Source organism: Hymenobacter sp. H14-R3 (assembly GCF_030063445.1).
Classification (GTDB): Bacteria; Bacteroidota; Bacteroidia; order Cytophagales; family Hymenobacteraceae; genus Hymenobacter.
The window spans coordinates 61,739-87,450 of record NZ_JASITD010000021.1 but is presented as its reverse complement, the minus strand read 5'-3'; the positions used below and the strand labels follow the sequence as shown (position 1 = coordinate 87,450).

General features: G+C 60.8%; 21 protein-coding genes, 1 tRNA gene and 1 pseudogene. 6 read left to right on the top strand and 17 right to left on the bottom strand.

Going from position 1 to position 25,712, the window contains the following annotated elements; genetic code table 11:
- Nucleotides 1–171, top strand: a pseudogene (locus tag QMK33_RS17655) (IS481 family transposase); the annotation flags it as partial.
- Here QMK33_RS17655 and QMK33_RS17650 read toward each other — a convergent pair.
- Nucleotides 116–355 (bottom strand): low affinity iron permease family protein, encoded by a 240-nt coding sequence (locus tag QMK33_RS17650; protein ID WP_283565938.1) that lies wholly within the window; start codon nt 353–355, stop codon nt 116–118. The pseudogene QMK33_RS17655 and the gene QMK33_RS17650 sit on opposite strands and share 56 nt — an antisense overlap.
- A gap of 209 nt (nt 356–564) precedes the next feature.
- Between QMK33_RS17650 and QMK33_RS17645 the strand changes: the two genes are divergently transcribed.
- A tRNA-Leu gene (locus tag QMK33_RS17645) sits at nt 565–646 on the top strand.
- A 104-nt stretch (nt 647–750) separates the two neighbouring features.
- On the opposite strand, the gene QMK33_RS17640 is transcribed toward QMK33_RS17645, so the two are convergent.
- The 4 genes from QMK33_RS17640 to QMK33_RS17625 form a co-directional block, all read right to left on the bottom strand.
- Nucleotides 751–2,328, bottom strand: a complete 1,578-nt coding sequence (locus tag QMK33_RS17640; RefSeq protein WP_283565937.1) for an NFACT RNA binding domain-containing protein — start codon at nt 2,326–2,328, stop codon at nt 751–753.
- A gap of 116 nt (nt 2,329–2,444) precedes the next feature.
- Nucleotides 2,445–3,212 carry an MBL fold metallo-hydrolase gene (locus QMK33_RS17635; RefSeq protein WP_283565936.1) on the bottom strand — a complete coding sequence of 256 codons (768 nt, stop codon included), beginning with the start codon at nt 3,210–3,212 and terminating at the stop codon, nt 2,445–2,447.
- A 95-nt stretch (nt 3,213–3,307) separates the two neighbouring features.
- The gene (locus tag QMK33_RS17630; RefSeq protein ID WP_283565935.1) at nt 3,308–3,706 is read right to left on the bottom strand and encodes a response regulator; all 399 of its coding nucleotides are present in this window, start codon (nt 3,704–3,706) and stop codon (nt 3,308–3,310) included.
- A gap of 245 nt (nt 3,707–3,951) precedes the next feature.
- A complete protein-coding gene (locus QMK33_RS17625; protein ID WP_283565934.1) occupies nt 3,952–7,581 on the bottom strand; it encodes a PAS domain S-box protein in 3,630 nt (1,209 codons plus the stop codon).
- 103 nt (nt 7,582–7,684) lie between these two features.
- On the opposite strand from QMK33_RS17625, the gene QMK33_RS17620 reads away from it, so the two are divergent.
- The gene (locus tag QMK33_RS17620; RefSeq protein WP_283565933.1) at nt 7,685–8,845 is read left to right on the top strand and encodes a glycosyltransferase; all 1,161 of its coding nucleotides are present in this window, start codon (nt 7,685–7,687) and stop codon (nt 8,843–8,845) included.
- 70 nt (nt 8,846–8,915) lie between these two features.
- Nucleotides 8,916–9,839 (top strand): tRNA (adenosine(37)-N6)-dimethylallyltransferase MiaA, encoded by a 924-nt coding sequence (miaA, locus tag QMK33_RS17615; protein WP_283565932.1) that lies wholly within the window; start codon nt 8,916–8,918, stop codon nt 9,837–9,839.
- Between the two features lie 71 nt (nt 9,840–9,910).
- On the opposite strand, the gene pfkA is transcribed toward miaA, so the two are convergent.
- Nucleotides 9,911–10,882, bottom strand: a complete 972-nt coding sequence (gene pfkA, locus QMK33_RS17610; RefSeq protein ID WP_283565931.1) for a 6-phosphofructokinase — start codon at nt 10,880–10,882, stop codon at nt 9,911–9,913.
- A gap of 223 nt (nt 10,883–11,105) precedes the next feature.
- On the opposite strand from pfkA, the gene QMK33_RS17605 reads away from it, so the two are divergent.
- Nucleotides 11,106–11,552 carry a tellurite resistance TerB family protein gene (locus QMK33_RS17605; RefSeq protein ID WP_283565930.1) on the top strand — a complete coding sequence of 149 codons (447 nt, stop codon included), beginning with the start codon at nt 11,106–11,108 and terminating at the stop codon, nt 11,550–11,552.
- 90 nt (nt 11,553–11,642) lie between these two features.
- Here the strand turns inward: QMK33_RS17605 and QMK33_RS17600 are convergent, their stop codons facing one another.
- From QMK33_RS17600 to QMK33_RS17555, 10 genes are all read right to left on the bottom strand, one after another.
- The gene (locus tag QMK33_RS17600) at nt 11,643–12,827 is read right to left on the bottom strand and encodes an aspartate aminotransferase family protein (protein ID WP_283565929.1); all 1,185 of its coding nucleotides are present in this window, start codon (nt 12,825–12,827) and stop codon (nt 11,643–11,645) included.
- Nucleotides 12,828–12,866: 39 nt separating this feature from the next.
- On the bottom strand, nt 12,867–13,352 hold the full coding sequence (locus tag QMK33_RS17595) for a hypothetical protein (RefSeq protein WP_283565928.1): 486 nt from the start codon (nt 13,350–13,352) through the stop codon (nt 12,867–12,869).
- Nucleotides 13,353–13,370: 18 nt separating this feature from the next.
- Nucleotides 13,371–13,829 (bottom strand): hypothetical protein, encoded by a 459-nt coding sequence (locus QMK33_RS17590; protein ID WP_283565927.1) that lies wholly within the window; start codon nt 13,827–13,829, stop codon nt 13,371–13,373.
- Nucleotides 13,830–13,859: 30 nt separating this feature from the next.
- Nucleotides 13,860–14,432, bottom strand: a complete 573-nt coding sequence (locus QMK33_RS17585) for an RNA polymerase sigma factor (RefSeq protein ID WP_283565926.1) — start codon at nt 14,430–14,432, stop codon at nt 13,860–13,862.
- Nucleotides 14,433–14,495: 63 nt separating this feature from the next.
- A complete protein-coding gene (locus QMK33_RS17580) occupies nt 14,496–15,101 on the bottom strand; it encodes a hypothetical protein (RefSeq protein ID WP_283565925.1) in 606 nt (201 codons plus the stop codon).
- Nucleotides 15,102–15,104: 3 nt separating this feature from the next.
- A complete protein-coding gene (locus QMK33_RS17575; protein ID WP_283565924.1) occupies nt 15,105–16,526 on the bottom strand; it encodes a vWA domain-containing protein in 1,422 nt (473 codons plus the stop codon).
- A gap of 225 nt (nt 16,527–16,751) precedes the next feature.
- Nucleotides 16,752–17,378, bottom strand: a complete 627-nt coding sequence (locus QMK33_RS17570) for a hypothetical protein (protein ID WP_283565923.1) — start codon at nt 17,376–17,378, stop codon at nt 16,752–16,754.
- Between the two features lie 176 nt (nt 17,379–17,554).
- The gene (locus QMK33_RS17565; RefSeq protein WP_283565922.1) at nt 17,555–17,956 is read right to left on the bottom strand and encodes a hypothetical protein; all 402 of its coding nucleotides are present in this window, start codon (nt 17,954–17,956) and stop codon (nt 17,555–17,557) included.
- A gap of 182 nt (nt 17,957–18,138) precedes the next feature.
- Nucleotides 18,139–19,404 (bottom strand): NADP-dependent isocitrate dehydrogenase, encoded by a 1,266-nt coding sequence (gene icd / locus QMK33_RS17560; protein ID WP_283565921.1) that lies wholly within the window; start codon nt 19,402–19,404, stop codon nt 18,139–18,141.
- 146 nt (nt 19,405–19,550) lie between these two features.
- Nucleotides 19,551–22,547, bottom strand: coding sequence for a M16 family metallopeptidase (locus QMK33_RS17555; protein WP_283565920.1), 2,997 nt, complete (start codon nt 22,545–22,547; stop codon nt 19,551–19,553).
- A 226-nt stretch (nt 22,548–22,773) separates the two neighbouring features.
- On the opposite strand from QMK33_RS17555, the gene QMK33_RS17550 reads away from it, so the two are divergent.
- Nucleotides 22,774–23,598 (top strand): SDR family oxidoreductase, encoded by an 825-nt coding sequence (locus QMK33_RS17550; protein WP_283565919.1) that lies wholly within the window; start codon nt 22,774–22,776, stop codon nt 23,596–23,598.
- 174 nt (nt 23,599–23,772) lie between these two features.
- Here the strand turns inward: QMK33_RS17550 and QMK33_RS17545 are convergent, their stop codons facing one another.
- Nucleotides 23,773–25,440, bottom strand: a complete 1,668-nt coding sequence (locus QMK33_RS17545; RefSeq protein WP_283565940.1) for a DEAD/DEAH box helicase — start codon at nt 25,438–25,440, stop codon at nt 23,773–23,775.
- Nucleotides 25,441–25,712: the final 272 nt, after the last annotated feature.

Below are 25,712 nucleotides of genomic sequence, written 5' to 3'. Positions count from 1 at the left end.
ACCCACCTGCAGACCTTCTTAGCTGCTTACAACTATGCCAAACGGCTCAAGCGGTTAAAGGGCCTGACTCCCTACGAATTCATTTGCGCCGAATGGCGTAAAAATCCTACTATCTTTAAACGTGACCTGACGCTTGACCCACTCCCCTATCCTCCGGGACCATACAGGTAGTGCCTGTGTTGATGACCAGCTGCCAGGTTTCGGAATACTTGAAAAGCGGTCCCGTAATGGCCCAGATTAGCACGATGCCTACCGCACTCACAAAAACGGCCGTCGAGCCCGAATACTTGGCAGTTTTTTCAGCGAAGCGCCCGAAAAAAGACCTTTTATTAGCCGGTGGAGAAGGAGAGAGCATACGTAACAGAAAAAATAGGGGTAGCCCAGCGGCAGCTAAAGGGCTGCCAAGTAAGGGCTAAAGAAATGAGGGTAGCCTGAATGAGCCATTTTTTGAGTTAAAAGCAGCCGGTTAATTTGATAATGTGGCCCGCCGTAGTACATTTGCACCCAGTTCGCCGCCTCAGCGAACTCGGCCACAAGCCGACTGCAAGTTACCGATTGCCCTTTGCGCACGTGGTGAAACTGGTAGACACGCCATCTTGAGGGGGTGGTGCCTTCGGGTGTGGGAGTTCGAATCTCCCCGCGCGCACGTAGAATAAAAAAGCCCGCTCTAAAGCGGGCTTTTTTTGTATGTAGCGTAAGCTTCAGCTTGCAAATTGTGGGGAGATTACTGCGCGATTCGCAAGCTGAAGCTTACGCTACATTTTCGAACGGATTGCCGGGTACTACCAGCACCACGCGCTCGCGCTCGACCAGCACCTGGCCGGGCCGCGCGCCCTTGGGCTTGCGCACAAACTTCTTGGGCGTCACCGTGACCGGGCACAGCGAGTCGTGCTGGCGGCGCGAGTACCAGCCGGCCAGCTGCGCGGCGTGCTCCACCACGGGCTCGGGCACCGGCTGCCCCGCCCGATGCCGGATAACGACGTGCGAGCCACTCACGTCCTTGGCGTGCAGCCAGAGGTCGTCTTTGTGTGCGTATTTCTGGGTGAGCAGGTCGTTGTTTTGGGCGTTGCGGCCCACCAGAATAGTAAAACCCTGGTCCTCAAATACTTTGAAAGGTAGCTCCGTGGCGGCCTTCGTGGCGGCCGGGGTGGGGTCGAGGGCGTGCTGCTTGCGCCAGGCGCGCAGGCCGCGCAGCTCGGCCAGGGCCGGCTGGGCATCCAGCTCTTCCAGCAGCTCCAGGGCTTGCAGGGCTTCGGCCTCGCGGCTGTTGATGCGGCCTTGCAGCTGCCGCTCTTCTATCTGCTGGTTTTTGGCCTTGCGGTAGAGGTTTTCGGCGGTGCGCTGGGGCTTTTCGAGGGGCTTGAGCTTGAGCACCACGGGCTCATTAGTGTAAAAGTCGATGACTTCGAGCTGGGCCGTGCCCGGCGCAATGGCGTGCAGGTGCGCCATGATGAGGTCGGCGCGGTGGCGGTAGCCAGCCTCGTGGGCCAAGGCGTGCAGGCGCTGGCCAGCTAAGTGGGCACTGGTGCCGGCCTCGTCGGCGCGGCGCGTGAGCAGCTGGCGTAGCTGGCGGCGCTCGGTTTCCAGGGCGCGGCGGGCCAGGGCCAGGGGCACGAAGCGGCGCAGCGCCCCGATGGGGTCGGCGCTGGGCAGCGTGGCCAGTAGCTCGCCCAGCGGCACCAGGCTCAGGCGGGTGCGGCCATCGAGGTAAATGACGTAGTAGTGGGCCGGGTTTTCCAGCTCCAGGCGTAGCGCATCGGCGAGCTGCTGCTGTTGGGGTAAGGAAGCTGCCGCGTAGCCACGCTGCTCGCGCAGGAAGCGGGCCGGCAGGTCGGCCAGGGCGGGGGGCAGCTTACCGGTGGGGCCCACGGGGGGCGCGGGCGCATCGGCGGGGCTGGGGCCAAGGTCGGCATCGGTGGCGTAGCGCTGGTGAAACAGCTGGGCCGGCGCGCCGGGCGCAGGCCGAAATATAGCGTTGGGCCGGGGGCCGTAGAGCTTGAAAACCAGCGTAGCCCCGTCTTCGGTAAACGTGAATTGCAGCACTCGGTCTTGGGGCCAAACGGTTACCTGGGCCACGGTGCGGCCCAGCAGCTCGGGTAGCAGGTCGACCGAGTTTTGGCGGGCGCGGTGGAAGGTTTCGGGCAGGGCCAGCGCCGGGAAGGCCGCGCCCAGCTGCGCTTTCAGCCAAAACTCGGTGCCGGTTTCGCTTAGCAGGCCGATGACCAGCTCGTCCTTTTCCTGCGAAAAGCAGCTAGCCACGCGGTAGCCCCGCAGCTGCGCTGTGAGGGCCGGAGCCAGCTGGCGCAGAAAATAATAATTGGTGTGCATAAACTGGTTACGGGCCTAAGCAGCGCCCAGCCTGGGCCCAGGTGCTTGTGGAAACAGCGTGTTGCACCACGTAGCAGGCACGCCACGCGGCCCTGGCTGCCAGGGTCGGCTGCTTGTTAAATATCCACCGCGAGCCCATCGTGGGCCAGCCGCACCCACGGCGGCAGCTGGGCCTCTACCTCGCGGTGGCGGCCCAGCTGGTGGCTGATATGGGTGAGGTAAGCACGGCGCGGCTGCAACTCCTCCAGGATGGCTACGGCCTCGCTGAGGGTAAAGTGCGACACGTGCGGCTCGTGGCGCAGGGCATTGAGCACGATGGTGTCAGCCCCACGCATCTGCGCTAATGTGCTATCCGATAGGTGATTAGCATCGGTGATGTAGGCCAGACCACCGAGCCGGAAGCCCAGCACCGGTAGCTTGTGGTGCAGGGCCCGCAGCGGCTGCACGGCCAGCCCCAGCACGTCGAAAGTCTGCTGGTCGTCGAGAATAGGGTGCACGCTCAGCTGCGGCACGCCGGGGTACTTGTGCTCGGCAAATACGTAGGCATACTCGCGCTTAAGCTGCTCCAGCACGCGGGGCTCGGCGAAGATGGGCAGCTCCTGCTGCTGCCGGAAGTTGAAGGGCCGCACATCGTCGAGGCCCGCTGTGTGGTCTTTATGCTCGTGGGTAAACAGGATGCCGTCGAGGTGGCTGATGTGGGCGCGCAGCATTTGCTGCCGAAAATCGGGGCCCGTGTCGATGACGAGGCTGCGCCCCTCCACGGCCAGGTGCACCGACACCCGCAGGCGGTGGTCGCGGTAGTCGAGCGAGCGGCACACCGGGCAGGTGCAGCCAATCATCGGCACGCCCGAGGAGGTGCCCGTGCCCAGGAAGGTCAGTTTCATAGTTATAGGCGTTTAGCCAATAGCTGTTGGCCGTTAGCTTTTGGGCAACAAAAAAAGCGGCTAGCCAGCCAACAGCCATTGGCTACGATGCGCAGCTAGCCGATGTGCTGGCGCACCATGCGCACCAGGGCATCAAAGTCGAGCGGCTTGGGGAGGTAATCGGTAATGCCTGCCTCTCGAAACTGCTCCATGGAGTAGTTATTGGCGTTGCCGGTAATGGCAATCACGGGGAGTTCCTGAATGCGCGGGTCGGCGTGGGCCCGAATGTCGCGGGTACAGTCCAAGCCGTTGCGAACGGGGATATTAATGTCCATCAGCACACCATTGACGGGCTGGCTTTCGAGCTGGGCTTCGAGTTGCCGTAATACTTCGCCGCCGTTTTTGGCGATGAGAATACGGTACTTTTGCTGCTCCAGAATCTTACGGGTAATGGCCTGGATGACGCCGCTATCTTCAGCAATGAGGATGGTTTTGGGGGTAGCGCTGGGAGCCATAGGAAAGGTGGGCAAGGGGGGGTGAGAGGAAAGGGTATAATGGAATAGGGACAATAAACACTAAACGTAACGCAATGTCAACTAAAAAGAACGTATTGCGCGACTATTGCAGCATAGTTTGCCGCGAACGTGCAGTGAAGCAGTAGCTAACGTTGCACGCTTTGCCACGACCCCAGCCGGCAGCTGGCATTTTTTACAAGAAATCAGCAATCCGCCCCGCATGCCAGGGCCGCCGGCCGCGCCGGCTACGTAGTGAGCTGGGTAGGGTAATGAGCAATAAAATGCTCAAACAACCGGTTTAGCTCGGGTATTCCGGCTTGCAAAATACTGTTTTCCTTGTGTTTAACAGCTTTTTCCAATACCAGTGCCTGCGCCGCTAGCTGGGTGAGGCCCAGCGTACCGGCCGTGCCCTTGAGCTGGTGCAGCAGGGGATGTAGCCCATCGAGGTTGGCCGCCTGCCAGTGCACAGTGGCCTGCGCCAGTAGGGCGGAGGCTTCTTCCACAAACTCGACGTACAGCTCATTGGCAAAGTCGATGCCCCCCAAATCGAGCAGGTGCGCCAGCACATCGGGGTCGATTAGCACGGGAGCCACCGGCGCCAGCTTGGCGGCCGGCGGGGCTATCCAGCGGGTGAGGATGTCGGCTAGCTGCTGGTGCCGCACGGGCTTAGCCAGGTAGTCATCGAGGCCGGCCTCCACAAAGCGGGCCGCATCGTCGGGCATGGAGTAGGCCGTCATGGCCACAATGGGCGGGCTGGCCGCGCCCAGCTGCTCCTTAATGGCGTGGGTAGCAGCAATACCGTCGAGGCGGGGCATCTGGATATCCATCAGAATCAGCTGATAATCAGCATCGGGCGCGGTGGCGCGGGCAATGGCCTCGTAGCCGTCGCTGGCAATATCGACCTGGTAGTTGAGCTTACTCAGCAAGCGCGCGGCTACCTTTTGGTTGATGGCATTGTCATCGACCAGCAGAATGCGAGGCCCCGGCGCAAGGGGCTCGGTGCTGGCGGGTATAGCGGGGGGGGAGGCGGACATAGGCAGGGCTATTGGCGCGGGCGCCGGCAGGGCAAGCGGAGCAGGCGGGGCCGGGGTGAGCAATGCGGCCGGCGCGGTGCCCAGGGCCGGGGTGAGTACCTGGCAACGAATAGTAAACCAAAAAATACTGCCCTCCCCCGTGTCCGACAGCACCCCGATGGTACCGCCCAGCAGCTCGGCCAGCTCTTTGCTGATGGCCAGGCCCAGGCCCGTGCCGCCGTAGGCTTTGCTGGGCGTGGTGTCGAGCTGCGTGAAGCTGGTGAACAGCCGGGCGGCATCGGTGGCCGAAATACCGATGCCGGAGTCTTGCACGGCAAAGCGCAGGGTGTAAAAGTCCTCCTCGGCCGGCGAGGCCGACACTACCACGCTCACCGAGCCCTGCGACGTGAACTTGATGGCGTTGGCAATGAGGTTGGTAAGAATTTGGAGCAGGCGCGTTTCGTCGGTAATAACGATGGTGGGCGTACCGGGGGCCAATATGCACGTAAAGCGCAGGTTTTTTTGAGTAGTCCGGTACTGAAACAGGGCCACTAGGCGATCGAGCAGCGGGCTCAGCTCCAGGGGGGCCTCATTGAGGCGCATTTTGCCGGCCTGAATCTTGGACAGGTCCAGGATGTCGTTGAGGATGGTCATCAGCGACTCGGTGCTGGTGCCCAGGGTGTCTACGTAATCGGCCTGCTCGCCGTCGAGGTTGGTTTGGCCCAGCAGGTCAATCATGCCAATGATGCCGTTCATGGGCGTGCGCAACTCGTGGCTCATATTGGCCAAAAACTGCGTTTTGGCGGCCGAGGCGGCCTCGGCCTCCTCCTTAGCCAGGCGCAGGTCGTCCTGAATGCGGCGAATCTCGGTGATGTCGCGCGCAATGCCCTCGGTGCCAAACTTGGTGCGGCGGGCGTTCACGAGCACGCTCACGGGGTAATTGTTGTGGTGGCGCAGCTGGGTTTCGAAGTTGCGCAGCTCGCCGTGCTCGCGCAGGGTGCGCAGCATTACCTGGTGCTGTTCGGGCTGCCAGTAAAAGTCCTGCACGTGGTAGCTGAGGGCTTCCAGGGGGTTGTAGCCCATTACATCGCGCACCGAGGGGCTCAGAATGGTAAAGCGGCCCTCGCGGTCGGTGCGGTAGTAAATGTCCTGAAACGACTCGAAGATGGAGCGAAACTTCTCTTCCTGCGCAGCCAGCGCCAACTGCGAGTTTTTACTGGCCGTAATATCCTGGGCCTGCCCCGAAATTTCCTCAAACGAGCCGTCCGACAAGTATACCGGGGCCATGTTCACGCTCAGCCAGATGCTGGGGGCCTTGGCCATGCGCAGCTGCACTTCCAGCTGCTGCGCGGTGCCTTGCGCGGCAGATAAATAGCTGTTCTTGAATAGCTTACGCGTAGATTTATCGCTCAGTGCAATGTCATTCTCAAATACGCTCTGGCCCTGCGTAGGCAGTACGCCGTTGCGCAGCTGGTAAAAATTGGCGTAGTTACGATTGAATGATACCAGAATACCCTGGCGGTTCACGTTCCACATCAGGTTGTCGCCGCTCTCAAAAATGGCGTTGAGGCGCGCATTCTGGCGGGCCACGTGCTCCTCCTGCCGCTTGCGGTCGATGGCCAGCGCCACCTGCCCCGAAATAAAGTGCAGAATGTCGAGGTCGCCGGGCGTGTAGAGGTCGGCGCGCTCGTATTCCTGCACCGTGAGCACGCCAATGGTGCGGTCGCCCACGCTCAGCGGCGAAGCCAGCAGCACGGCCGGCAGCCGCCCAAAGGCCGTCATTTCGCCGCTGCGCATCAGGCGCAGCAAGTCGGCCTGGGTAAAGAACATGGGCTGGCCCTGCTCAATCACGTACTCGGTAATGCCCAGCGAAAACGGCCGCCCGCCGCCCTGCTCAAAGTAGGCGTGCTGGTCAACGTAGTACACAAACTGGAGCTGCGTGCGGTCGTCGTCGCAGAGGGCGATAAAGATGTTATCAGTTTCGATAACCTTGCCCAGCTCGCGGTGAATAGCCCCGTAAAGGGCCGGCAAGTCGTGGGCCGATACTGCCAGGTTGGCAATGCTGTAGTATACTTTTTGCAGCCGCTCGGCCTTGATGCGGTCGGTAATGTCGTGCAGCACGGCACGGGCGCTGGGCAAGCGGCCCGCCACCTGCTCGCTGCTCACCGAGCCAATAAGATGCACCGGCCGGCCAGACTTGGTCAGCAGCACGGTTTCGAGCTTGTTGAGCGCCTGGCCCTCGTAGAGGCGGCGCAGCTGGTAGAGGAGCTTGGCGCGGTAATAAGGATGCACCACGTCGGTGAGGGGGCGGCCCAGCAGCTCGGCCTCGGTGTAGCCCAGCTTTTCCTGTCCTGCCCGGTTCACAAACAGCAGCACGTTGGTGGCACTCAAGTGCAAAATCAGGTCGTGCGAGCTGTCGAAAAATTCGCGCAGATAGGTGGGCTCCGGCAGGGCGGGCATGGGTTTGCCCACCACCAGCCCGCCGGTGAGCTGGTAGCCCGCGCCCCACAGGCCCACTATTTTGTTCTGCTCATCGCGCAGTAGGTTGGCCTGCCACTGCATAGTAAGGATTTCGCCCTCCTTGGTGCTGATTTCCGACTCGTAGTGCGTGGGGCCAGCCTCGCTGCCGTCCAGAATACGTCCTAGCCGCGCTATGCGCGCGGCCTGCCGGTCGGGCGGGGCCAGCAGCTGGTGGTAGTGCTGGCCCAGTAATTCGGCCCGGCTGTAGCCACTGATGCCCTGAAACGTTTCGTTGACGTCGATGAAAAAACCCTGGCAGTTGAGCACGATGTAGGCGAGCTGCAACTGGTCGAGCATAAGCGCAGTAGCCGGCAACAGCGGCCCCGGAGAGTGAGCTAGCATAGTGATTTAACAAACCTGCCAAGCTGACCGGGCGTGTTGCCGGGCCGGCGGCGGGCTTAGTTTTGGGTTGAATTTACGGCGGCTCCGCCGTTCCGCCTATTTCGTGCCAATATCTCCTGCCCGGCTGGTTTTCGCCGTCACCACCGACCTTAGCTACGACCAGCGGATGCAGCGCATCTGCGGCAGCCTGGCGCAGGCCGGCTACGCGGTGCTGCTGGTGGGCTGGCAACGCCCCGGCTCGGTGCCGCTGGCCCCGCAGCCCTACGCCCAGCACCGGCTGCGGGGCTGGTTTCAGCACGGCAAGTTGTTTTACCTCGAATACAACCTTCGGCTGCTGCTTTACTTGCTGGGCCAGCGCGCCGCCGCCTGGGCCTGCGCCGACCTCGATGCCGCGCTGCCCACCTGGCTGCGCGCCCGGCTGGGGGGGCAGCCCTTCGTGTACGACGCCCACGAGCTGTTTACGGAGGTGCCCGAGGTAGTGGCCCGCCCCCGCGTGCAGCGCGCCTGGCAATGGGTCGAAAACTTCGTGGTGCCCCGCGCGCAGCTGCGCTACACGGTGGGGCCGGCACTGGCCCGGCTCTTTGCGCAGCGCCACCCCGGCTGCCCGTTTGGCGTGGTGCGCAACGTGCCGATTAATGAAACACAAGTATCAGATTATCAATTACTTGATAAATCAGCTAACCCGGCGTCTACGTTGCTCTACCAGGGTGCGCTCAACGTAGGCCGGGGCCTGGCCGAGCTGCTCGCCGCGCTGCCCCAGGTGCCGGCGCGCCTCGTTATTTGTGGGGAGGGCGACTGCTCGGCGGCCCTGCGCCAGCAGGCGGCCCGGCTGGGGCTGCTGGCCGCCGGGGCGTACCCGGGCGGCCAGGCCGAGTTTCGGGGCTACGTGCTGCCCGCCGAGCTGCGGGTGCTCACGGCGCAGGCTACAGTGGGCATTATGCTGCTCGAAAACACGGGCTTGAGTTATTATTACTCGCTGGCTAACAAGTTCTTCGACTACGTGCAGGCGGGCATTCCGCAGCTCTGTATCGACTTCCCCGAGTACCGCGCGCTCAATGAGCAGTATGAGGTAGCTGAGCTGGTGCCCGACCTGCACCCCGCTACGCTGGCTGCGGCGCTGGCCCGCCTGCTGCCCGGCGGCCAGCCCGGCCCGCACTACCACCGCCTGGCCGCCAACTGCCGCCGCGCCCGCGCCGAGTGGAGCTGGCAGCAGGAAGCAAAAACCCTGGTGCAGCTGTATGCTGACCTTCTGAATGCGCGGTAAGCTTTAGCTTGCCGGATTATTATTGCCCGCTATTTTTTTACGGCAAGCTAAAGCTTACCGCACACCTGCCATGCTCCCGCCCGAAATTATTGCCCAGCTAGCGCCCACCGCCATCGACCCGCGCCCCGTGCTGCTGGCCGTGGCCGGCCCCACCGCCGTGGGTAAAACCGCCCTCACCGTGGCGCTGGCGCAGCAGCTGGCCACCGAAATCGTCTCGACCGACTCGCGCCAGTTTTTTCGCGAAATGAGCATCGGCACCGCCAAGCCCACGCCCGCCGAAATGCAGGGCGTACGGCATCATTTTGTTGATTCCCATAGTATTACCGAGAATTACAACGCCGGCCGCTTTGCCGCCGAGGCCGAGGCCCGGCTGGCCGGGCTATTTCAGCGCCACGCGGTAGTGGTAGCCACGGGCGGCTCGGGCCTGTACTTGCAGGCCCTCACCGATGGCCTCGACGACCTGCCCGCCGTGCCGCCCGCCGTGCGCCAGCAGCTGCAACACGAGCTCAGCACCCTGGGCCTGCCCGCCCTAGTGGCCGAGCTGGCCCACACCGACCCCACCGCCCACGCCCGCCTCGACCTGCAAAACCCCCAGCGCGTGCTGCGCGCCTTGGAAGTAACGCGGGGCACCGGCCAGCCGTTTTCCAGCTTTCACCGGGGCCCGGCGGCAGTAGCAGCTACGGCCGCCGGCCGGCCCTGGCGAGTGGTAAAAGTAGCCCTCACGCGCCCCCGCGAAGAGCTGTATCAGCGTATCGACCAGCGGGTTATCCAAATGCTCGGCGCGGGCCTGGCAGCCGAGGCAGAAGGCCTGCTGCCCTTCCGCTACCATCAAGCCTTGCAAACGGTAGGCTACCAGGAGCTATTCGGCTACCTCGACGGCAGCTACGACTACGCCGAGGCCGTGCGCCTGCTTCAGCGCAACACCCGCCGCTACGCCAAGCACCAACTCACCTGGCTGCGCCGCGACGCGGCGTACCAGTGGGTTGAGTTGTAAATGGGTGAGTTATGAATGAGTGAGTGAGAAAAATATGCTCATTCACTCATTCACAACTCACTCATTCACAACTAAACAGACAGAATCTCCACCATGCGCATGAAGCTCTGGTTTATCACCTTGCGCTTGTTGATGGTGTCCTCAAAAGGCGTGTACATCAGCTTGCGGTCCACGATGCCGGCCATCACGTTTTTCATGCCGTTGAGCAGGCCCTCTACGGCGGCAATGCCGAGCTGCGAGGCCAGCAGGCGGTCGGAGGCCGTGGGCGAGCCGCCGCGCTGAATGTGCCCCACAATGGTGACGCGGGTATCGAGCTGCGGAATGGCTTCTTTCACGCGCTTGGCCACCTGGTGCACGTTGCCCTCCTCCTCGCCCTCGGCCACGATAACGATAAAAGAGGTTTTGTGGCGCTTGTAACTATCTTGTAATGTTTCGATTACGGCCTCCACGCTCATGGCCGTTTCGGGCACCATCACAATTTCGGCCCCGCCGCCAATAGCGCACGGAATGGCGATGTAGCCCGAGTCGCGGCCCATCACCTCCACAAAAAAGCAGCGGTCGTGCGAGTCGGCCGTGTCCCGAATCTTGTCGATGGCCTCCAGCGCCGTGTTCACCGCCGTGTCGTAGCCAATGGTGTAGTCGGTGCCGTAGAGGTCATTGTCGATGGTGCCCGGCGCACCCACCGTCGGGATGCCAAACTCCTTCTCAAAGATGTTGGCCCCCGCAAATGTGCCGTTGCCACCGATGGCCACTAGGCCTTCAATACCGTGGTTCACGAGTTGGTCGAAGGCGGCCTGCCGGCCCTCCTTGGTGGTAAACTTCTGCGAGCGGGCCGATTTCAGAATGGTGCCGCCGCGCTGCACGGTGTTCGACACCGATGCCGAGTCCATGCGCACGAACTCGCCCTTTATCATGCCGCTGTAGCCCCGCATAATGCCGTAGACTTCAATGCCGTGGTACACACCCGCCCGCACTACTGCCCGCAGGCACGCGTTCATGCCGGGGGCATCGCCCCCACTGGTAAAAACTCCAATTCTCTTCATGGTCAAAAGTCCGCTAAAGCGCCCGGTGCCAACCCAGGATTGGCCGTAAGCCCGCAAAGGTCGTGAGGCGAACGCACTTGCCGAACGCGGCCTGGCAATTTAAGCCCGACATTTTTGTTGTAGTTACGTACAAGTACCCGTAATAGCGCAGCAGGCGCTTGGTTATTAGGTGTTTCGTGCCTATTTTTCGGTGTCTTACCGCCCACCCTCAACCCGCACTCCTATGTTTGGTTTTTTCGAAAATGAGCAGGCCAAAAAAATAAAAGGCCACCTTTGCAACCTCGCCGCCCTTGCCAAAGCCGATGGCCATGTGGATGACCGCGAGATGAATTTTATCATCACGGTGGGCAAGAAAAACGGCGTATCAGCCGGTGAGGTGCGCAAGCTCGTGGAAGGCCAAACCAACTGCCTCTCCGACTTGCCCGGCAACGACTCAGAGCGCTTCGACCAGATTTTTGACCTCGTGGATATGATGCTCGCCGATGGCATCGTGGACGAAACCGAAATGGACTTTTGCATCATAATGGCCGAGAAGCTGGGCTTCCGCAAAGCCATTGTGGGCGTGCTGGTGCGCAAGATTTCGCAAGGTGTGAAAGATGCCGTGCCCCGCGAGCGCATCAAAGAGGAAAGCCTTAGCTTCTTGAACTACAACGCGTTGCCGCAGCGGTAGGCTGTAAATGAGTAGATGAGTAAGTGAGTAAAGTCACTATCGGCTACCAATTAGGTGGTCAATAGTGACTTTACTCACTTACTCATCTACTCACTTACCAATAGCCCGCAGCAACCCCGCCACCGCCGCGTCAATCTCGGCCTCGGTGATGGTGAGGGGCGGCGCGATGCGCAGCGAGTTGTCGCAGAACAGAAACCAGTCGGTCAGCACGCCTTCTTCGGCCAGGGCGCGGTCAATAACCGGCTTAAGCACCTCAAACGAGTCGAACTCCACGGCCATGAGCAGGCCGCAGTTGCGCACCTCCCGAATGGCAGGGTGCACCAGCTGCGCCCGCAGGCGCTCGGCCTTGGCCGCCACGCCTGCCAGCAAGTTCTCTTCCTGAATAACTTGGAGCGTAGCCAGCGAGGCCGCGCAGCTTACCGGGTGCCCCCCAAACGTGGTGCAGTGCCCCAGAATGGGGTTGGTCTGGAAGCCCACCATAATCTCGGGTGATGAGATAAAGGCCCCAATCGGCATGCCGCCGCCCATGCCCTTGGCACACACCAATATATCGGGCACCACCCCAAACTGCTCGAAGGCCCACTGCGTGCCCGTGCGCCCAAAGCCGCACTGAATCTCGTCCAGGATGAGCAGCGCGCCCACCTCGGTGCAGCGCTGGCGCACGGCGGGCAGGTAGCCCGGCAGCGGCAGGCGCACGCCGGCCTCGCCCTGCACGGTTTCGAGCACTACGGCGGCCGTGTCGTGGGTGATTAACTGCAAGTCAGCCAGCTCGTTGTAGCGCAGGTGCACTACGCCCGGCAGTAGCGGCCGGTAGCTGTTTTTAAAGTCCTCGGAGCCGGTGATGGATAGTGCGCCGTGTGTGGAGCCGTGGTAGGCATTGAGGCTGGAAACCAGGCCCGTGCGCCCCGTGTGGCGCTTGGCCAGCTTGAGCGCGCCCTCGATGGCCTCGGTGCCCGAGTTGGTAAAGTACACCGTGTCGAGCGGGGCGGGCAGGGTGGCGGCCAGCGCGTGGGCCAGCTGGGCGGGCGGGGCCTGCACCAACTCGCCATACACCATGAGATGCAGGTATTTATCGAGTTGGTCCTTAATGGCTTGCATCACGCGCGGGTGTCGGTGCCCCACGTTGCTGACACCGATGCCGGATATCAAATCCAGAATTGGGCGGCCCTCAGGGGTGTACATGTACACGCCTTCGGCGCGCTCAATTTCCAGTAAAAGGGGAAACTCGGAGGTTTGGGCCTGGTGGCGCAGAAAAAGCTGGCGGGGGGTAAGCATAACGCCCGCAAAGGTACCGCCGCCGGGGTAGGGGCGGGGCTAGTCGGCAGCGGGCGGCGCGGCATTAGGGCCCGCCACGCGTCGCAGTACCTCCTTAGTGAAGTCGCGCTCGGCCTGGTAAAGCTGGGCCAGCTGGCGCAAGGTCAGCACTTTCTGGGCGCGCTCGAAGTAGTCCTTTTCCAGGTTGAGCTGCTGCTGGCGGATAGTAAAATCCTGGGTGAAATTGTCGCGCAGCTGGGCCTCGCTCAGGCCGGGATTATTGGCGTCGCGGCGCAGCAGGCGCGCCGAGCGGTTGAGCTCGCGGCGCTTGCCTACGAAGTCGTTGTACATCGGCCAGAAGCGCTGGGCCTGGTCCTGGCTTAGAGTGAGGCGCGAGGTAATGAAGGCGATTTTGGCGTTGTCGAGCTGCGTAATGCGGCCGCCCGGCGCAGCCGGGCGGCCGCGGCCCTGGGCGTGCGCCGGTTGGCGTGCGCCCAGCAGCAGTAAACACAGGCTGGTAGTTAGTATTAATCGTAAAGTGCTCATCAATAATAGATTATGCTTTTATAATACACCGGGCTCATCGGCGGGCTGGCCATCCAGGGCGGCGGTGAGCTCGCTGGCCGACGGCCGCAAGTAGTGCTTGGTCAGGCCCAGCTGGCGGGTGGGCAGCTCGGCCAAATCCAGCATATCGACGTGGGTTTCGCCGTTGGTGAGGTACTCCAATAATTGCTGCTGGGGCACCGCCGCGAGGGTATCGGCAGTGGCGGCCGGGCGGCCCAGCGGGGTATTACCCAGCCACAGCGAAGCCGCAAATGTACCCAGCAACAGTGTGGAAGCCAGGCCCGTACGCAACGAAGCCGGCGCAGCCCACAGCCAGGCCAGCGGCTGCGGCCGGCGGGCCGGGGCCGCCACCTGGGCCATGATGCGGGTGGGCAATTGCTCGAAGTAGCCGGCCGGCGGGCTGCTCAGCGGCTGCGGCCCGCGGCGCGGGTGCTCATCGAGGCGGAAGGGCGTTTTCATGAACGTTGGATACAAAGGCGGCGGCAAAGTTTAATCGGCTTCGTCGGTAGCTGCGGTCAGGTTATCGGCCTTCGTCACGTAGTCCTCAATTTTGCGGGCGGCGTGGTGGTAGCTGGCCTTCAGAGCACCTACGCTGGTGCCAGTAACTTCGGCCATCTGCTCGTAGGGCATTTCATCGTAGTAGCGCAGGTTGAAAACGAGGCGCTGCTTATCGGGCAGGCGCAGAATGGCCTTTTGCAGCCGCAACTCAATCTCATCGCCCGCAATGGCCGGGTCAGCCTCCAGTTTGGCGGCCAGCTCGGCCCCCACGTCATTGAGCGGCAGAAAAAACTTGCGCCGCTTGCTTTGCAAAAAACTCAGGCACTCGTTGGTAGCGATGCGGTAAATCCAGGTGAAGAGGGCCGCATCCTGCCGGAAATTAGCCAGGTGTTGAAACACCTTCACGAATACGTCCTGGGTGAGGTCGTCGGCGTCGGCGTGGTCCACTACCATCTTGCGCACGTGCCAATACACCTTCTGCTGGTACTTGCGCACCAACTGGTTAAAGGCCAGGTTGCGGCTGGCGGGGTCCTGGAATTTGAGGAGGATTTCGGGGTCTTCCAAACGCGAGATGGGGGCGAATGCGCGGGTTGGACGCCGGAAGGGGGGCGGGGTTTAACGGGCGGATTACTTGAGGTGCCGTTTGCGCCGCTTTTGGAGCAAGCGATGGACCTCGGCAGTAGCAGCCCGGTCGTTAGGATGTTGGACTTGGTATAGCGTTTTCTCCACCAAATCCGGGTCATCGCGGTAAAACTGACGCACCATAATCTCGGTAGGATAGGCCCAGGCACTAATTCTTAAGCCAGCAATTACTATCGCTGGCCGGGTTAGGCTACCATTGGCTAGCCGCCAAGCAACTACTGTGACCACTATTGGTACGCTTAGCAGTAGTGACATCGTCGCGCCTTCCCAAAACAATAATTTGAAAAGAATGCCCATCAACGGGCCGCCGCTAGAAATACCCTGAAATTGCTGGAGCAGGTTGGGCGTAGTAACAACTGGTTCGTAATTAAAATTGAGCGGTGGGCCGGTTTCAGCCAGTTCATCACTTGGCTCGAAAGCCCGCAAGAAATACACGGTAGCCAGCGTTCCTAGCGCCACCATGAGCATCGTATCGTTACCCCGAAGCAAGCAATAGCGGTATACTAGCCCGAGGCCAGCTATTGGCCAGCATATCTGCTCAATACGGGGGAGCACTGCATCGTACAGAAAATTACCTGTTACAGCTTTCACTACTTACCGCCCAAAAATGCTCAGCGAAGTTGTTTGCGCCGAGCGAATGGTGAAGTTGCGCACGTCGGTAAACTTGCTGCCGGTGCTGGTGGCGGTGCGGAATACCAGCCGGTACGCGCCCGGCTGCATGGCCAGGTTGAGCTTGCTGCTGCTCTCGGGCAGGTTGTAAATCCAGGTCTGCGACTCGTCGTCGTTGAGTTTGTAGAGGCTGCCGAAGCCCTTGAGGTCGGTGGTGATGTTGAGCGTGCCGGGCACAGCGTAGCTCACGGTGGTGGCCTGGCCCTGGCGCACGCTCACGCGCTGCACCGTGCGCGGCAACGTGAGGATTTCGACCTCGTAGTTGCCGGCCAGCATTTTTTGGTGCGCGCCAAAGGGCAGGGCCAGCCCGGTGGCGGTGCTGCCCTGCGCCCGCACCACGGCCTGCACCGCCCCGCCATACGGGTTGGGCGTAATGCTGGCCGGTTGCAGCACCAGCGTACCCTGCGGCGTCTTGAACGTCAGTACGTTGGCTTTGCCGCCGCGAATAACCAGGTTGGCCTGGCGCACGGCCGGCACCGTGTTGATTACCAGGTCGTAGCTCTGCAAGGCGTCGATGTCGAGCACGTCGGCCTGGCCCTTGCTATCGCGGTAGTGCACGTAGTTGTACTCGGGCTGCCCGGTCACGTTGTTCACAAACGTCAGGTTCACGTTCGACTCCACGGGCCGGCCACCCTCGTCGGTGAGGTTTACGGCCACGGTAGTTTTGGCCAGCGTTTGGGCAATCACGTCGTTGAGCACCGTTTGGAAGGTCTTCACCTCGGCCGCGTTGTAGTACTTGCCCAGGCACTCCAGGGCGCGCCCGAAGTCCTTTTCGGCCCCAATGCCAATTACGAAGGGCTTCAAGAAAATGTGCTTGCGCTGCAACGCCAGCGAGGCCGCGCAGGGGTCACCCTTGCACGACTCCACGCCGTCGGTGATGAGCAGCAGCACGTTGCGCGAGGTTTTGTCGAGCGGAAAGTCCTTGGCCGACTGCTCCAGCGAATACGTGATGGGCGTGTTGCCCTGGGCCTTCAGCGTTTTGAGGCGCGCCTTGATGGCGGCGGCGTTTCTGGGGGCAAAGGCCACTTCGAGGCGCGAGTCTTCGCAGTTTTGCTCGGCGTTGGGGCTTTGGTGGCCATACACGCGCAGGCCCAGCTCCAGGTTGGGGTAGGTGTTGAGCGAGTCGGCCATTTTGGCCAGCAGGCGCTTGGCCACCTCCCAGCGCGGCTTGCCCTCCCAGGGGGCCATCATCGAGCCCGAGGCGTCGAGCAAAAACAGGATGCGCGTGACCTTGGGCCGCTCGGGCGGGGCGTTCTGGGCGCGGGCCAGCAAAGCAGTAACCGCCAGCGTAAGGGCCAGCAACAAGCGCATGGCGTGGCGAATAGACGAGCGGCGGGTGGGTAGCATCGGCGAAATTTACGGTGCTGGCCGCGACTTTGGCGCCGCCAAGTCTGGGGTGGGGCGCCAGCGGCCCGTAGCCCCAACCCCCAGCGCATGGTGGCCGGCCGGCCGCTGGCTTTTATCGCCTGCTAGCAGTAGCGTATTCAGGCAAACAAAATAGACCTAATTATCAGGTTTATTGATAATTAGGTCTATTTTGTTTGCCTAGTAAAGCCAGTGGCACAGGGTTGGTCAAAGCTTGGCCATCTTTGGCAGGTCCATGCTTTTGGCCACGGTTTCTACCAGCGTCAGGTCGGGCTGCTTGGTACCCGAAATGGTGACCAGAAAGCGGTCGCCCACGGCCAGCGTAATATCGGCCCCACCCGTTTTCTTGCGGAAAGTTTCGGAGCCTTTCACCCCACTCAGGTCGAGTTTAGCTTCCTTGGTAAGGCTTTCGTCGTCCTCGCTTTCGAGGCCCAGGCTAAACATGGCCGAGGCCCCTTGAAAGAGCTGGTTGGCCCCGTTGTAGTCCACTATGCTCACTTTCACCTCGGCCGTGTCGCGGGTGAAGGTGCGCTCGGCGGAGGAGAAGGCCATGCCGGCCGTGCGCATCGACTGGCCACTGGGCGCGGCGGCGGTATAGCCGCTCACCTCGGCGGGCAGGTAGTTTTCAAGGTCTTTGTAGGGCAGGGAGAGCGTGTCGCCTTTTTGCACGCGCTCGGCGTGCCGGTCCTTAGCTTCCTCCATCGTCGTTTCCAGCTTCTTACCGGCCTCGCTGAGCTTTGAGAGGTTGCTGTAAGCTTCCTGGGCTTTCTGGGCCTTTTCGCAACCGGTGGTGAGGAGAAGCGCGGCTGCCAGCCAGGGTAAAGACTTCGTCATGCGGGAAAATGAAATAGTGATAATGTCGGCAAAAGTAAAACTTTTGCCGACATTATCACCGCCGCAAAGCGAGAAATTATAAAAACTTAACTTTCAGATGGTGAGTAAGATTAGGCCTGATACGGTTTAGTATATTTGGCACTACTCTACAGTATGCATGTGCTACGCAACGCAGGCTATTTCTTGCGCTCACCCAGCAGCCACCCCCAATTAAGCCGGCGTGTGCTATCGGTAGCCGTGGGCTCGATAAGCGTTTGCGTACCCTCGGGGCCAGTAACCGTAGTGATGTTACCCGTGCGCTGGATAATGGAATGCGTGCCGTTCGCATTCACCAGCACCGCTGGGTTGGTGTTGGTGTTGGGGATAACTGAATGCGTGCCGTTGGAATTGACGAGCAAGGCTGTACTACCATTCTGTGTCAGCGTCGAATGGGTGCCATCAGGGTTCACCAATACGCCAGTATTGCCGTTTTGGTGCAGCACTGAGTGCGTGCCATCGGGGTTTACTATCACGGATACCTGTGCATAGGCTACGCCCATGTTGCACAGTAAAAAGCCAAGTAGCAAGCGCTTTTTCATTTTATAAAGCTAATTCAGTAGGTAGAATGGCCAAACGAAAGCCAGCTTGTCGCAATGTAAGTTAATAAACGGGGCTTCTATACTTGCAATTGTCTGAGTAACAAGTTTATTGCAAAGCAAAACCCCCGCGCCAGCCTTTCAGCCAACGCGGGGGTTGTCATTAATTGGCTACTGCCAAGCTACTACATATTCTTAATAATCTCCTCGCCGAACTCGCTCGTTTTGAGCAAGGTAGCGCCTTCCATCTGGCGCTCGAAGTCGTAGGTGACGCGCTTGTTGGCGATGGCGGCTTCGAGGCCTTTGTTGATGAGGGCGGCGGCTTCTTTCCAGCCGAGGTGCTCCAGCATCATCACGCCCGAGAGGATAACCGAGCCGGGGTTCACCTTATCCTGGTTGGCGTACTTGGGCGCGGTGCCGTGGGTAGCCTCGAAGATGGCGTGGCCGGTGAGGTAGTTGATGTTGGCGCCCGGCGCAATGCCGATACCGCCCACAATGGCGGCCAGCGCGTCGGAAATGTAGTCGCCGTTCAGGTTCAGCGTGGCCACTACCGAGTACTCGGCGGGGCGCAGTAAAATCTGCTGCAAGAAGGCATCGGCGATGCTGTCCTTGATGATGAGCTTGCCTTGGTCAACGGCCTGCTTTTGCAGGGCATCGGCCACGGCCACGCCCTGCTTGGCCACGATTTTATCGTACTGCGCCCAGGTAAACACCTTCGCGCCAAACTCCTTCTCGGCCAGCTCGTAGCCCCAGGTTTTGAACGCGCCTTCGGTGAATTTCATGATGTTGCCCTTATGCACCAGCGTTACCGACGGCAGCTTGTGCTCCAGGGCGTACTTGATGGCGGCGCGCACGAGGCGCTCAGTGCCTTCTTTCGACACCGGCTTGATGCCGAACGACGACGAGTCGGGGAAGCGAATTTTCTTCACGCCCATCTCGTCTTGCAGGAATTCGAGCATTTTCTGGGCCTGCGGCGTGCCGTTCATGTACTCGATGCCGGCGTAGATGTCCTCCGTGTTTTCGCGGAAGATGACCATGTTGGTCAGCTCAGGGTGCTTCACGGGCGAGGGTACGCCGTCGTAGTAGCGCACGGGGCGCACGCAGGCGTACAAGTCCAGCTCCTGGCGCAGGGCCACGTTGAGCGAGCGAATGCCGCCGCCCACGGGCGTCGTCAGCGGGCCTTTGATGCCCACCAGATATTCGCGGAACGCATCAAGGGTTTCGGTGGGTAGCCAGTTGTTGAGCTGCTTGAAGGCTTTTTCGCCGGCCAGTACTTCTTTCCACACCAGCTTCTTCTTGCCGCCGTAGGCTTTTTCTACCGCCGCATCGAATACGAGCTGCGAGGCGCGCCAAATGTCCGGCCCCGTACCGTCGCCTTCGATAAAGGGAATAATGGGTTGGTCAGGAACGTTAAGCTTGCCGTTTTTGATGGTGATTTTCTGCTCGGCCATGATGGAGGTGGGCGTGATTTAGGAAATTAAATGTCAGTGTAGCGGCGGCGAAGGGCAGGTGCGCGTTCGCGCCGCTAAAAAGTAAAAAGCCGGCAAAAGCGGGTCAACGCTTCGCTCGCCAGCGGGGGTGGGATGGAGGGGAGAAATTAATATCCGAAAATCTCTTTCAGAGTAAGCTGTTGCACGGTACCATACTTGGCTAATTCCTTGAAATTCAGCCGGTCCTTAGAGCCGATAACCAGGATAACCTGGTTCTGGCCCTTGATTTTGGCCTGCTGAAATTTCTGTAATTCGCCAAACGTCATGTTCTGGGTTTGGTCATACACGTCGCGGCGCACGTCGTAGTCGAGGCCCAGGCGGCGGGCGCGCTCGTAGCTGAGCAGCACGCCCTCGTGGGTGATGCGGTCGGTGGCAATGCTGTTGCGGATGCTCTGCTTGGCAATCACCAGGTTGGCATCGGCCAGTGGCATGTCGGTGAGCAGGCTTTGCATGCCGCTCATGGCCTCGGGCAGCTTGTCGCTCTGCGTGCCGATGTAGCTGAGAATGTAGTTGGAGCGGCCCGTTTTATCCGCGTTTGCATAGCGCGACATGGCCGAGTAGGCCAGCGCCTTGCTCTCGCGCAAATCCTGGAAAACGATGCTGCCCATGCCGCCGCCGAAGTACTCGTTGTAGAGTGCCACCGTGGGGGCCATCGTTTTATCGTAAACGTCGCCCTTGGTCAGGAACAGGATTTCGGCCTGCACCATCTTGTAATCAACCCAGTACACCTTTTTCTCCTTGAGCGGCTGCTCAGCAAAGTCCTTGGCGGCCGGGGCTGGCTTGAGGGTAGCGGGGGTTTTGTGGTCGGTCTTAATTATGGTAGCTATGCTAGGCGTAGTAACATAGCCAAGGTTGTCATTTATTTCGCGTGGCCCGTAATACAGCACGCGGTGCTGGTATGTCGGCAGCGACTTCAGTAACGAAGTCAGTTGCTCAGGCTTCAAGGTTTTCAGCTTCGCTTCCGGCACGATATCAGTGAACGGATTGCGCGCGCCATACTTGGCGTAGTTCAGCATGGCCTGATTCAGAATCACGCCCTTGTTGAGCTTAGCATCCTGGCGCTGCTTCAAAATGCCGGCCACCTGGTTTTTGAGGGCTGCCGCGTCGGGGCGCGGGCTGTTGAGCAGTTGCTCAAACAGCTGCATCGCTGGTTCTAGGTTGCTATCGAGGCCGCTGAGGCTGATGAGCACGCGGTCTTGGCTGCTGCTGACGGCAAACGAGCAGCCCAGCTTGTAAAACTCCTGTTGCAGCTGCGCCGCCGAATACTTGCCAGTGCCCAGGTACTGCAAATAGTCCGTAGCTACGTCGAGCAGCGGGTTGTTATTGGTACCCAGGTCAATAGCGTAGAACAGGCTAAATAAGCCGTTCTCGCTGTTCTTGGTGTAATAAAGTGGCAGGCCGGGCTTGATGGTAGCCGTCTGGATATCCTTCTTATAATCGAGGAAAACCGGCTGCAAATCGGTAGCCGGCAATTTGCTCACCTGCGTGTAAAAGGTAGAAGCCGCGTCGCGGTTGGCGGGCACCGGCGTGATGGCCGGCTTGATAACCTTCACCTTATTAGGGTCCTCGCCGTTGCGCTTGAACACGGCCACGTAGTTGGAGCCGTAGTGCTCGTTGGCAAACTTAACAATTTCGGCCTTCGTGATGGTTGCAAAATCCTCGTTCTGCTTCACGTAGTCGGCCCAGCTTATGCGCTCAATAAAGGCCTCGTACATGGCCGAGGCGCGGGCCTCGTTGCTTTCGTAGCTCTTGGTGCGGCTCAGCTTCTCGTTGTTGACGATGGCCGGGATGAGCCAGTCGGGGAAGTCGCCGCGCTGCACTTTGGCGATTTCGGCCAGCATGAGGGCCTGCACTTCTTCCAGCTTCTGCCCTTGGCGCGGGGTGCCGTAGAGCACATGCGTCGAGTAGTCGTCGTTGAGGTCGGCAAACGTCTGGGCTTGCAGCACTTTCTGCTGCTGGTTGAGGTCGAGGTCGAAGAGGCCAGCCTGGCCGTTGGTCATGATTTTGTCCAACATCCGCATGCGCAGGCCGTCGCGGGTAGCCTTGCCCGCAAAGCGGTAGCCCAGCATCACGTTTTCCGACTGCGGCCCCACCACCTCCTTGATAATGGGCGCGGTAATGGGCGGCTCCACAGGCGCGCTAAAGGCGGGCACTGGCTTGCTCGGCAACTCGCCAAAGTACTTGTCAATCAGCCGGATGGTCTGGTCGTAGTCCAGGTCGCCGCTCAGGCAAAGCGCCATGTTGTTGGGCACGTAGTACTGGCCGAAGTACTTCTTAATCTCGGTTATCGACGGGTTTTGCAGGTGTTCAATCGTGCCGATGGTCGTTTGGGTGCCATACGGATGGGTAGGGTAGAGGCTGGCGTTCAGGGTCTCAAACTCCTTGCTGAAGTCGGAGTCGAGGCCCCGGTTCTTCTCCTCGTACACGGCTTCCAGCTCGGTGTGAAACAGGCGCGGCACCATTTCCTTCACGCGCTCGCTCTGCACGGCGGCCCATTTCTCCAGCTGGTTGCTCGGGATATCTTCTTGATAAACAGTCTCTTCATTGGACGTGTGCGCATTCGAGCCTTTCGCCCCAATGCTGCCCATGAGCTTGTCGTACTCGTTGGGTACGGCGTAGCGCGCCGCCACGCCCGAGACGGAGTCAATCTGGTGGTAGGTGCGCTTGCGGGCGGCGGGGTCGTTGCGCTCGCCGCGGTATTTCTCATACAGCCCCTCAATTTTATCCAACTCCGGCTTTTCCTTGCTCCAGTCTTTGGTGCCGAGCCGCGAGGTGCCCTTAAACACCATGTGCTCCAGGTAGTGGGCCAGGCCGGTGGCCGCGGCGGGGTCGTTTTTGGAGCCGGCGCGCACGGCCAGGTACGTCTGGATGCGCGGCGCGTTCTTGTAGTCAGACAGGTAGACCGTCAGGCCGTTGGCGAGCTGGTACACGCGCACGCCCAGCGGGTCATTGGGCGCCGTGGTGTAGCTATATTCCTTAGGCGCAGCCGTGCTGGTAGCCGGAGCCACGGCGGCAGCCGTTACGGCGGGCTTGCTCGATTGGCACTGCGTGGTCAGGCCAAGGGCTGCCAACGCGGGCAGCAAGAGCAACAAAGGTCTATTCACAAACTTACTAGTCAGAGCGCGGGGGAGGGTAGTAGGGGCACAAAGGTAGAAGTTCGTGCGGGTAATAAAAAACAAAAAAATCAATTCCGCTGGGTTACCTTTATTGGTCGGGCCAGAAGCGTTAGTATCTTAAAAGACACGCATTTGCGCTAAAATGTTGCGTACGCCCGCAATAAAAAGAGGCCGGCTGCGTCCCCTATAACGCAATTTTTTCTTCCTCCTCCTCATGACCCAAACAGTTTTTATTACCGGTACTTCCACGGGCATTGGCGCGGCGGCGGTGCGTCTTTTTGCCGCCCACGGCTGGCAGGTAGCCGCCACCATGCGCAACCCCGCCGATGCCAAGTTCAGTGACTTACTTGGCGTGCGCGTGTATGCGCTCGATGTGACGGATGCGGCCTCCGTGCAACAAGCCGTGGCGCAAGCCGAGCAGGACTTTGGTAGTCTCGATGTGCTCGTCAATAACGCGGGCTACGGGCTGGTGGGGCCATTTGAAACGGCTACTGCCGAGCAGATTCAGCAGCAGTTTGCCACCAACGTGTTCGGTGTTTTTGCCGTGACGCAGGCGGCATTGCCCACCATGCGGGCGCGGCAGGCGGGCGTTATTATCAATATTACGTCGGTCGGTGGGCGCACGGCCTTCCCCATGAACTCGCTGTACCACGCCACCAAATTTGGCCTCGATGGCTTTTCAGAATCGCTCTGGTACGAGCTGGCCCCATTTGGCATCCGGGTGAAAGTGGTGGCACCAGGCGGCGTAGCTACTGATTTCGCTGGCCGCTCGCTGCACATGACTGCCGACCCGGCCGGCGCGGCCAACCCCTACGCCGGGCAAATGCGCGTCGTACTCGCTGCCTTCAACCGCCGCGGCGGGGCCGCTTCGCAGCCCGAGCAGATTGCCGAAGTCATTTATCAAGCGGCCACCGATGGCACCACGCAGCTGCGCTACATTGCCGGGGCCGATGCGCAGGGTATTCTGGAAGCAAAAGCAAAAATGAGCGAAGGCAACTTTATGCAGATGATTCAGCAGAATTTTGCGGGTAACGGGTAACGAGTAGTGGGGAATGAGTAATGAAAAGGAGCGTCATGCCAAACGCAGTGCAACAGCTCGTGTGCAGCCCGCCCAAGACCTATGCAACAAGTCCTACGCGGGTAGTCATTAAAAAATCTCTTGGCTAACTAATTGTTAACCAAGAGATTGTAAATTCAGTGCAAAGACTGCGTGCTATTCGGCGCTGGGGGCAGCCGGCGTGGCGGTAGTGTCGCCTTCGGGCTGGGGGCCACGGCCGCCCCGGTTGCGGCCCCCGCGCTTGCGGCGGCGCTGGCCTTCGGGGCTGTCGCCTTCGGCGCGGGTCTCGCGGGGAGTAGCAGCCTCGCCCTCGGGGCGGGGCTCACGCGGGGGGCGCTGGCCTTCGGGGCTGTCGCCTTCGGGGCGGGGTTCGCGGGGTGGGCGCGGGGCACGCGGGGCTTCACCCTCGGGGCGGGGCTCACGGGGTGGGCGCGCCTCGCGGGGCGGGGCCACGTAGGCGTTTACGGGCGTTTGGCCGGCATCAATGGCCGCCAGGCGGGCGGCGGCATTAGCCATTCGCTCAGCTCGTTGCGGGTCGTTTTTGGCTTCGTCGCGGCGGGGGCCGCGGTCGCGGCCGCCACCGGTTCCGCTGCCACCGCGGCGGTCGCCTTCGGCGCGCGGGCCACCTTCGCCCTCGCGGCGGGGGCCACGGTCGCGGCCACCACCGCCGCCACTGCGGTTACCGTCGCGCGGGCCGGTTTTGCCGCGCAGGCCGCTGAAGCGCTTGGGGTCAAACTCGGGGGCCGGGCCGTAGCCGAGGCCTTCGGTGATGGCCTGCTTCTCGATTTCGCGCTCAATGAGCTGCTCGATTTTGAGGATGCGGTCCTGGCCCTGGTCGGCAATGAAGGTGATGGCCGTGCCGGTGGTGGCGGCGCGGGCCGTGCGGCCAATGCGGTGCACATAATCCTCGGCGGCGCGGGGCACATCGAAGTTCACTACGTGGCTCAGCGAGTCAATATCAATGCCCCGGCTTACCACGTCGGTAGCCACAAGAATGGGAAACTGCTTGTTTTTGAAGGCGCGCATGGTGTCCTCGCGCTCCTCCTGAGTGCGGTCGGAGCTGATGCCCTGGGCGGGGTAGCCCAGCTTATTGAGCGAGCGTACGATGCCGGCCACGGCGGCTTTCTTACTGGTAAAAAGGACCATACTCTGCACGTCCTGGGCCTTGATGAGGTGCTCCAGCACGGGTAGCTTCTGGTGGTCGAAGGTCATGTAGAACTGCTGGTTGATGCCCGCGGCGGGCTTGCTCACGGCCAGGCGCACCTCGTCGGGGTCTTGCAGAATCTGCTGCGAGAAGTCCTTGATTTTGTTCGGCATGGTGGCCGAAAACAGTAGCGTCTGGCGCTGCTTGGGTAGCTGGCGCACAATGTTGAGGATGTCATCGGCAAAGCCCATGTCCATCATCTTATCGGCCTCGTCGAGCACCAAGTACTTCAGGTCGTCGAACTTGACGTAGCCGAGCTGCATGTGGGCGATGAGGCGGCCGGGCGTGGCCACAATAATGTCGGCCCCGCTGGTGAGGGCGCGCTTCTGCTGCTCCCAGTTCTCGCTTTTGCCACCGCCGTAAATGGCAATGGATGAGGCTTCTACGAAGTAGCCAAAGCCCGTTACCTGCTCGTCAATCTGGGTGGCCAGCTCGCGGGTGGGCACCAGCACCAGGGTGGAGGTGGTGCCGTGGCCGGCGTGCGAAATCTTGTCGAGCAGCGGTACCAGGTAGGCGGCCGTTTTGCCGGTGCCGGTCTGGGCGCAGGCGATGAGGTCCTTGCCGGCGAGGATTTTGGGAATCGCCTGCTCCTGAATGGGCGTGGCGTTGAGGTAGTTCATGGCGTCCACGCCGGCCAGCAGGTCGTCGTGAAGATTGAAATCGTGGAAAGTCAAAGGTGCAGCTAATGAAGTGAGAAATAGGGGCTGACCTTGCATTCCTGGGCCAGCAAACCGCTTGATTTAGCACAAAGGTAAGCCGGATAAGTGTCCCGCTTGCGGGGCAGCGTGTGCGGTAAGCGGTGGCTCACCGGCCCGCATTTCCGGCTTTAATTTTTGATTGCGCGTCGAAGTAGTCCTATTAGATGGACCTTTCGGCTGGTAAGCCACAGCTT